10 protein-coding genes are annotated in these 7,877 nt (G+C 73.6%); 3 read left to right on the top strand and 7 right to left on the bottom strand.

What is annotated here, in order from left to right; genetic code table 11:
• Positions 1–111: 111 nt before the first annotated feature.
• The gene (locus ADK60_RS23420) at positions 112–1,170 is read right to left on the bottom strand and encodes an aldo/keto reductase (RefSeq protein WP_053648681.1); all 1,059 of its coding nucleotides are present in this window, start codon (positions 1,168–1,170) and stop codon (positions 112–114) included.
• Positions 1,171–1,378: 208 nt separating this feature from the next.
• Between ADK60_RS23420 and ADK60_RS23415 the strand changes: the two genes are divergently transcribed.
• Both ADK60_RS23415 and ADK60_RS23410 read left to right on the top strand, forming a co-directional pair.
• Positions 1,379–2,389 (top strand): NAD(P)/FAD-dependent oxidoreductase, encoded by a 1,011-nt coding sequence (locus tag ADK60_RS23415; RefSeq protein ID WP_053648710.1) that lies wholly within the window; start codon positions 1,379–1,381, stop codon positions 2,387–2,389.
• Positions 2,390–2,418: 29 nt separating this feature from the next.
• The gene (locus ADK60_RS23410) at positions 2,419–3,348 is read left to right on the top strand and encodes a class I SAM-dependent methyltransferase (RefSeq protein WP_053648679.1); all 930 of its coding nucleotides are present in this window, start codon (positions 2,419–2,421) and stop codon (positions 3,346–3,348) included.
• Between the two features lie 36 nt (positions 3,349–3,384).
• On the opposite strand, the gene ADK60_RS23405 is transcribed toward ADK60_RS23410, so the two are convergent.
• The 3 genes from ADK60_RS23405 to ADK60_RS23395 form a co-directional block, all read right to left on the bottom strand.
• Positions 3,385–3,777 carry a DUF6087 family protein gene (locus ADK60_RS23405; RefSeq protein WP_053648677.1) on the bottom strand — a complete coding sequence of 131 codons (393 nt, stop codon included), beginning with the start codon at positions 3,775–3,777 and terminating at the stop codon, positions 3,385–3,387.
• Between the two features lie 105 nt (positions 3,778–3,882).
• Entirely contained in the window at positions 3,883–4,203 is a 321-nt protein-coding gene (locus ADK60_RS23400) for a DMT family transporter (RefSeq protein WP_053648675.1), read from the bottom strand.
• Positions 4,204–4,253: 50 nt separating this feature from the next.
• Complete coding sequence (locus ADK60_RS23395; RefSeq protein WP_053648673.1) at positions 4,254–4,631, bottom strand: DMT family transporter; 378 nt, start codon at positions 4,629–4,631, stop codon at positions 4,254–4,256.
• Between the two features lie 115 nt (positions 4,632–4,746).
• On the opposite strand from ADK60_RS23395, the gene ADK60_RS23390 reads away from it, so the two are divergent.
• On the top strand, positions 4,747–5,241 hold the full coding sequence (locus ADK60_RS23390) for a MarR family winged helix-turn-helix transcriptional regulator (RefSeq protein WP_502687448.1): 495 nt from the start codon (positions 4,747–4,749) through the stop codon (positions 5,239–5,241).
• Positions 5,242–5,366: 125 nt separating this feature from the next.
• On the opposite strand, the gene metG is transcribed toward ADK60_RS23390, so the two are convergent.
• The 3 genes from metG to ADK60_RS23375 form a co-directional block, all read right to left on the bottom strand.
• A complete protein-coding gene (metG, locus tag ADK60_RS23385) occupies positions 5,367–7,097 on the bottom strand; it encodes a methionine--tRNA ligase (protein WP_053648671.1) in 1,731 nt (576 codons plus the stop codon).
• A gap of 356 nt (positions 7,098–7,453) precedes the next feature.
• Positions 7,454–7,645: a DUF397 domain-containing protein gene (locus tag ADK60_RS23380; RefSeq protein WP_030392270.1), complete on the bottom strand. Its 192-nt coding sequence runs from the start codon at positions 7,643–7,645 to the stop codon at positions 7,454–7,456.
• Positions 7,646–7,679: 34 nt separating this feature from the next.
• Positions 7,680–7,871: a DUF397 domain-containing protein gene (locus ADK60_RS23375; protein ID WP_053648669.1), complete on the bottom strand. Its 192-nt coding sequence runs from the start codon at positions 7,869–7,871 to the stop codon at positions 7,680–7,682.
• Positions 7,872–7,877 lie beyond the last annotated feature (6 nt).

Raw genomic sequence — 7,877 nt, 5'->3', positions numbered from 1 at the left:
GGGGGCGGACACCCCCCCCGGGGGGGTCGCCCTCCCGGGCGGGTCCCCGGGCCCCCCCCCCCCGCTCAGCCCCCCCGCCGCCCACCCCCCGGCCGCCCAGCCGCCCGCCGCTCAGTCGGCCGCCCGGCGGTCGGTCTCCGGCCTCCGGCGGAGGGCCGGTTCGGTGAGCGCGCGCGGCTGCCAGACCCCGTCCGGGTGGTAGACGTTGGTGCCGGGCGGGACGATCGCGTCGATCCGGTCCAGGGTGGCGTCGTCGAGGACGAGGTCGGCGCCCTTGAGGGCCGCGTCCAGCTGGGCCCGGGTGCGCGGGCCGATGATCACCGAGGTCACCGCCGGGTGCGCGAGCGGGAAGGCCAGGGCGAGTTCGGGCAGGGTGCGGCCGAGGCCCTCGGCGACGGCGGTCAGCTCCTCGACGGCGTCCAGCTTGGCCTGGTTCACCGGCAGCGCCGGGTCGAACCTGGCCGGCATCAGGGCGGCGCGACCGGTGGCCATGTCGATCGGCCGGTCCTTGCGGTAGCGGCCGGTGAGGAAGCCGGAGGCGAGCGGCGACCAGGTCAGCGCGCCCATGCCGAGCCGCCGCACGGTCGGCAGGACGTCCCGCTCGATGCCGCGCGCGAGCAGCGAGTACGGCGGCTGCTCGGTCCGGAACCTCGGCAGACCGCGCCGCTCCGCGACGTGGTGGGCCTCGACGAGCTCCTCGGCGGGGAAGGTCGAGCAGCCGAAGGCGAGGATCTTGCCGGCCCGCACCAGGTCGCCGAGCACGGCGAGGGTCTCCTCGATGTCCGTGCCGGGGTCCGGCCGGTGCACCTGGTAGAGGTCGATCCGGTCGGTGCGCAGCCGCCGCAGGCTCTCCTCGACCTCGCGGACGATCCACCGGCGGGAGTTGCCGCTCCGGTTGCGGCCCTCGCCCATCGGGAAGTGCACCTTGGTGGCGAGCACGACGTCGTCGCGGTCGCCGCGGGCCTGCAGCGCCTTGCCGACGATCTCCTCGGACTCGCCCTTCGAGTACATGTCGGCGGTGTCGACGAAGTTGATGCCCGCATCGAGCGCGGCGTGGATGATCCCGGCGCAGTCGTCGTGGTCGGGGTTGCCGATGGCGCCGAACATCATGGTGCCGAGGCAGTAGGTACTGACCTCGATGCCGGTGCCGCCGAGGACGCGGTAGCGCATGGTGGTTCCTCCTGGTTCAGCGGTCGCGGTCGCGGGGGGTCCGCGCCGAGGTCCGGGGTGCCGAGTCGGCCGTGCCGACCTTAGGAGTTGGAGTGCGCTCGAACGCAAGGGGCGCTTCACTCCGCAGGGCAGGCGGTGTTGCTGAAACAGCAACGAAAGTTGCCTCCCCGACGGTGGTCGGCGCAGCCTGGCGGTGGAGGTGATCGCGATGAGCGACACACACAGCGACGTGCGCGTCCGGGCCGCCGAGGGCGGCTACGACGTGGTGGTGGTCGGCGGTGGCGCCGCCGGGCTGAGTACGGCCCTGATCCTGGCCCGGGCCTGCCGCCGGGTGGCCGTGGTCGACGCGGGGCAGCCGCGCAACGCCCCGGCCGCCCACATGCGGGGCTTCCTCTCCCGGGACGGCACGGCCCCGGCGGCGCTGCTGGCGGCGGGCCGGGCCGAGCTGAGGGACTACGGGGTGGATCTGCTCGACGGCCGGGTGGACCGGATCGTGCCGGTGCCGGGTGCCGCTGAGCCCGCCTTCGAGGTCCAACTGGCCGGCGGCCAGGCCCTGCGGGCCCGCCGGGCGGTGGTCGCCACCGGCCTGCGCGACGGGCTCCCCGACCTGCCCGGCCTGGCCGCACGCTGGGGCCGCGACGTCCTGCACTGCCCCTACTGCCACGGCTACGAGGTCCGCGACCGGCCGCTCGGCGTGCTCGGCACCGCCCCGGGCGCGGTCGGGCAGGCACTGCTGCTCCGCCAGTGGTCGGCGGACGTGGTCCTCCTCGCGCACACCCTGGAGCTCTCCGCGGACGACCGGGCCCGGCTCGGCGCCCGGGGCGTCCGGGTCGTCGAGGGCGAGGTCGTGCGGGTGGCCGTCGTGGACGACCGGCTGCGCGGCGTCGAACTTGCGGACGGCTCGGCCGTGCCGCGCGAGGCGCTGTTCCTCTTCCCGCACCTGGCGCCCCGGGACGCCCCACTGTTCGGCCTGGACTGCGACCGGGACGCGCAGGGCTGGGTCGGCACCGACCGGGCGGGCCGCACCAGCGTGCCCGGGGTGTGGGCGGTGGGCAATGTCGCCGACCCGCGCGCCCAGGTGATCACCGCCGCCGGGGCCGGGGCCGCGGCCGCCTTCGCGCTCAACCACGACCTGGTGGACGAGGACACCGAGCGTGCGCTCGCCGCCGTCACCGCTCCGCTCACCACCGCTGTCCCCACCGCCGCACCGGCGCGGTGACCACCCACCTCGAAGGAACGGAGTACCCGATGACCGGGCACACCCACCAGCACGGCCAGCAGCACGGGCACCAGAACGCTCACCAGCACGGCCACGACCACGGCCACCAGCACGGCCACGACGGCGACTTCGACTGGGACGCCCTCGCCGTCCACCTGGAGCGCGAGGCCGAGCTCCAGTCCCCGGCCGTCACCGAGGCCGCGCACTGGCTGCGCGGACTGCTCGACGGCACCCCCGTCCGGCGGGTGCTCGACGTGGGCAGCGGTCCCGGGGTGATCGCCGGACTGCTCGCGGACGCCTTCCCGGCCGCCGAGGTGGTGGCGGTCGACCAGTCGGCCGCCCTGCTGGAGCGGGCCCGGATCCGTTCGGTCGGGCGCCTCGGCACCCGACGGGCCGACCTGCCGGGCGACTTCGGCACCCTGGGCAGCGCCGAGCTGATCTGGTCCGGCAACGCGATCCACCATCTCGGCGACCAGCAGGCCGCGTTGACCGCCCTGGCCGGGACGCTGCGCCCCGGCGGCCTGCTGGCCGTCGCCGAGCGCGGGCTGCCCGCCCGCTACCTCCCGCGCGACCTCGGTCTCGGCCGTCCCGGTCTCCAGGCCCGACTGGACGCGGCGCACGAGGAGGTGTTCGCGCAGATGCGCGAGGCCACGCCCGGCGCGGTCGCGGTGGTGGAGGACTGGCCGGCCATGCTGGCCGGGGCCGGGCTCGTGCCGAGCGGCAGCCGGACCTTCCTGGTCGACCGTCCGGCCCCGCTGGACACCGCGGCCCGCGAGTTCCTGCACGTCCAGCTCTCCCGCCGGCGCGAGCAGTTGGACACCCGGCTGGAGGCGGACGACCGGGCGGTCCTGGACGCGCTGCTGGACCGGGAGGCGCCCACCGGCATCCTGGCCCGGCCGGACGCCTTCTACCTCACCGCGATCACCGTCCACACCGCCCGGGCGGCCGCCGAGCAGTAGGGCGCGTCGGGGCCGCCGGTGGACACCGGCGGGGGCTCACCGGTCGGGCTTGCGGTGCCGTCCGGTGCCCTTCCGCAGCAGCGGCACCGGAGTGTCCGCCTGCGGGAACACCGGCCCAGGCGTGGACTCCGGCCCCGGCGGGAACACCGGCCCCGGCGCGGACTCCGCCCCCGGCGCCTCCTCCGGCCCGGGGCGGACGATCAACGGGTAGGCCTCGGCGTAGTTCTCGGCCACCGCGACCGGCTGCCAGGCATGGCCGTCCCACTCGACCACGAGACGCGGCACGTCCTGGAAGAGGTGCGCCGCACGCCGGGGGCCGGGGGCGAGGGTGAACGCGTCCCTGGTCCCCGGCGCCCGGCGGCGGCGCGCCCGCTCGGCGTACCACTCGGCCAGTGGCTGGTCGGCCGGTGGCCCCTCCTCGGCGTCCATCGTCCGCGCCTCCCTCGGGAATCGGTCGGGGACGGCCAGTCTTGCCGATCCGTCCCCGACCGGGCGATTCCACGATCGGGTGAAAACGCCCCGGGTGACGGTGGCTCAGAGTCCGGAGGAGAGCTTGAGGGTGACCGCGCCGGCGATGATCGCGGCGAAGGAGACCAGCTTGGGCAGGGTGATCCGCTCCTTGAAGATCAGCGCGCCGAACAGCACCGTGCCGATCGAGCCGAGCCCCGTCCAGATCGTGTAGCCGACGCTCACGTCCAGGGTGCGCAGGGCGAGGCTCAGGGTGTAGATGCCGCCCGCGGCGGCGGTCAGGGTGAGTACGGAGGGCCAGAGGCGGGTGAAGCCCTTGGTGGCGTTGGTGCCGAGGGCGAAGACGATCTCGAAGACGACGGCGACTGCCAGGTAGGCCCAGGCCATGACGGTTCAACTCCTTGATGGGGATGCCGGTGCGGAGGGTCGGTCGGGATTCAGGCGGCGGCGGACGCGGACGCGGGCCCGGTGGTCGGCGCGGAGGCGCCGCGGCTGCTCAGCCGGTCCGCGAGCTTGAGGCCGAGCACCCCGCCGATGATGAGGACGAAGGCGAGCGCCTTCCCGGCGTTCATCTCCTCGTCGAAGATCAGCGTGCCGAGGACGACCGTGCCGACCGAGCCGATGCCGGTCCACACGGTGTAGCCGACGCCGACGTCGAGGGTGCGCAGCGCGAGGCTGAGGAAGAAGATCCCGCCGGCGGCCGCGGCGGCCGTCAGCAGGGACGGGCCCAGTTCGGTGAAGCCGTGGGTGGCGTTGGTGGCGAGGGCGAAGACGACCTCGAAGACGGCGGCGACGAGCAGGTGGATCCAGGCCATGGGACGAGCCCCCCGAGTAGTTGTTGCATGTATGTGCAAACACTTTCTGCTGGGCAAGAGCATGCATGTACAAGTAAGCTGTGTCAACCACCCAGCCCGGCAAGGGAGGACCCCCGTGCCCACCACCCCCGACGCCACCCCGTCCGCGGCCAGTCCGCCCGAGGCCCCGTCCGACGCTCCCGACGGCGCGGCCGACGCCCGGATGTGGAACCGGCTCACCGCGCTGCACGCCCAGGTCGAGGGCCGGCTCGCCACCGTCCTGCAACGGCGGCACGGCCTCGGGCTCTCCGAGTACCGCGCCCTCGGTCTGCTCGCCGAGGCGCCCAAGTCCGAGCTGCGGATGCAGGAGCTCGCCACCGGTCTCGGCCTCAACCAGAGCTCCGTGACCCGGCTGGTCGCCCGCCTCGCCGCCGCCGGGTTCACCTACCGGGACCTCTGTCCGGACGACAAGCGCGGCGTCTACACCGTGCTCACCGACGCCGGCCGGACCCGCCACCGGGAGGCCCGCGCCACCTACGAGGAGGCCCTCACCGGCGCCCTCGACGAGGCCGCCGTCGAAGCCCCCGAACTGGCCCCGCTGCTCGGCGCCGCGCGCAGCGCCCTGGGCTGAACCCGCGCCGGCGCCGGCCTCCGCCGCCCTCGCCGCCCTCGCCGCCCCGGAAACGCGGCTCGGCCGCCTCCCCCGCGAACGGGAGGGACGGCCGAGCGGTCGTGCCCTGCGCTACTGCTCCCCGCTCACTCCCCGCCGCCGAAGCGGGCGGACCAGGCGGCCAGGTCCTCGTCCGTGATCTTCGCGAACAGCACCGGCGGCACGGTGAACGGCGTCCCCGCCGGCACCGCGTCCAGCGCCCGGGCCCCGGCCGCGTCCACCCAGTCGAGGGTGCGCGCCGGAGCGTCGGCCGGCAGCGCGAACGCCTCGCGCATCGCCTGCGCCGCCGTCGGGATGAACGGCTCGGAGACCACCGCGTACAGGTGGATCAGGTTCATCGCCGTGCGCAGCGTCAGCGCCGCCGCCTCCGGGTCGGTCTTCACCTGGAGCCAGGGCGCCTTCTCGTCCAGGTAGGCGTTGCCCGCGCTCCACAGCGCGCGCAGACTCTGCGTCGCCTTGCGGAAGTTGAGCGCCTCCAGCTGGGTCTCGTAGTCGGCCAGCAGCTCCGCGATCTGCGCGCCCAGCCGCTCCTCGGCCTCGCCCGCGGCGTGCCCGGCGGGCACCTCGTCGCCGAACCGCTTGCGGCTGAACGACAGCACCCGGTTGACGAAGTTGCCGAGGGTGTCGGCGAGGTCCTTGTTGACCACGGAGGCGAAGAGGTCCCAGGTGAAGCTGGAGTCGTCCGACTCGGGCGCGTGCGCCATCAGGAAGTAGCGCCAGTAGTCGGCCGGCAGCAGCTCCAGCGCGACGTCGGTGAAGATGCCCCGCTTCTGGCTGGTGGAGAACTTCCCGCCGTAGTACGTCAGCCAGTTGAAGGCCTTGACGTAGTCGACCTTCTTCCACGGCCGGCGCGAGCCGAGGATCGTCGCCGGGAACATCACGGTGTGGAAGGGGACGTTGTCCTTGGCCATGAACTCGGTGTAGCGGACGGTCTCGTCGGCCTCGTACCACCAGGACTTCCAGTCCCGCAGCTCGCCGGCCGGAGCCGCGTCCGACCACTCCTTGGTCGCGCCGATGTACTCGATCGGGGCGTCGAACCAGACGTAGAAGACCTTGCCCGAGGCCGCCAGCTCCGGCCACACATCGGCCGGCACCGGCACGCCCCACTCCAGGTCGCGGGTGATCGCCCGGTCCTGGAGGCCCTCGGTCAGCCACTTGCGGGCGATCGAGGAGGCGAGCACCGGCCACTCGTCGGCGTGCGCGGCGACCCAGTCCTCCACCTGCCCGGTCAGCTTCGACTGGAGCAGGAACAGGTGCGTGGTCTCCCGCACCTCCAGGTCGGCGCTGCCGCTGATCGCCGAGCGCGGCTCCAGCAGGTCGGTCGGGTCCAGCACCCGGGTGCAGTTCTCGCACTGGTCGCCGCGCGCCTTGTCGTAGCCGCAGTGCGGGCAGGTGCCGACGATGTAGCGGTCCGGCAGGAAGCGGCCGTCGGTGTTGGAGTACACCTGGCGGATCGCCCGCTCCTCGATGAAGCCGTTGGCGTGCAGCTCGCGCGCGATCTCCTGGGTGATCTCCCGGTTCTGCGGCGAGGAGCTGCGGCCGAAGTAGTCGAACGACAGCCGGAAGCCGTCGTACACGGCCTTCTGCTGCTCGTGCGCCCGCGCGCAGAACTCGGCCACCGGCAGCCCGGCCTCCTGCGCGGCCAGCTCGGCCGGCGTGCCGTGCTCGTCGGTCGCGCAGATGTAGAGAACCTCGTGCCCGCGCCGGCGCAGGTACCGCGAGTAGACGTCCGCAGGCAGCATGGACCCGACCATGTTGCCCAGGTGCTTGATCCCGTTGATGTACGGAAGGGCGCTGGTGATCAGGTGCCGAGCCATCCTCGGATGCTCCGATTTCTCCCGCACGCACCCCTGTCCCGGAGTGCCGTGACAGGCGCAGGCTCTGGGACGGCAACGGGAACCGGGCACAGTCGCCGACTCCCGGTCGGCCGGCCAGAGCGACGTTCCACTGTGGGCTGCGCAATCCTATCCAAGCCACCCCCGTCCCTTCGCTCCCATTTCCCCGGCGCCCCCAAGCTCCCCGCCCGCGCAGGAAGTCGGCCCCTCCGACTTCCTGCGCAGCCGTTGGTCCCTACCGGGGCAGCGGTTCACGGCCAACGTCCGCCGGGTCCGTGATGTCACGCCCCCGTTGCCCCCTCGCGGCTCGCGAGGGGGCAACGGGAGGAGGGGGGTTGCTAGGCGACGAAGTGGTCGAACTCGCCGGCCTTCACGCCGAGGACGAAGGCGGCCCACTTGCGGGGGGTGGTGCGGACGATGATGGCGTCGTTCTTGGGGTCGCGGAGTTCGACCATGCCGTTGACGGTGCGGATTTCGAGGGCGTCCTCGCCCTCGCCGCCGGGGGCGGCCTTCTGCCAGGTGGTGTCCATGGGGGTCGGGCTCCTTAGGGGTCGGCCGGTGGGGTCAGGCGTGGGTGAAGTGGTCGAACTCGCCGCGCTTGACGCCTTCGAGCCAGAGCGCGAACTTCGTGGGGGTGGTGACGACGATCGATTCGGGGGCGTCGGACTCGCGGATCTCGATGTGGCCGCCGGCGGTGCGTACTTCGACGCACTGGTTGCTGTTGCCGCTTATCGAGGACTTCTGCCAGTCGGTCATCGGGAT

The sequence above is a fragment of the Streptomyces sp. XY431 genome (assembly GCF_001279805.1).
Classification (GTDB): Bacteria; Actinomycetota; Actinomycetes; order Streptomycetales; family Streptomycetaceae; genus Kitasatospora; species Kitasatospora purpeofusca.
The sequence above is the reverse complement of the archived record's forward strand: the minus strand, read 5'-3'. Positions and strand labels throughout refer to the sequence as shown.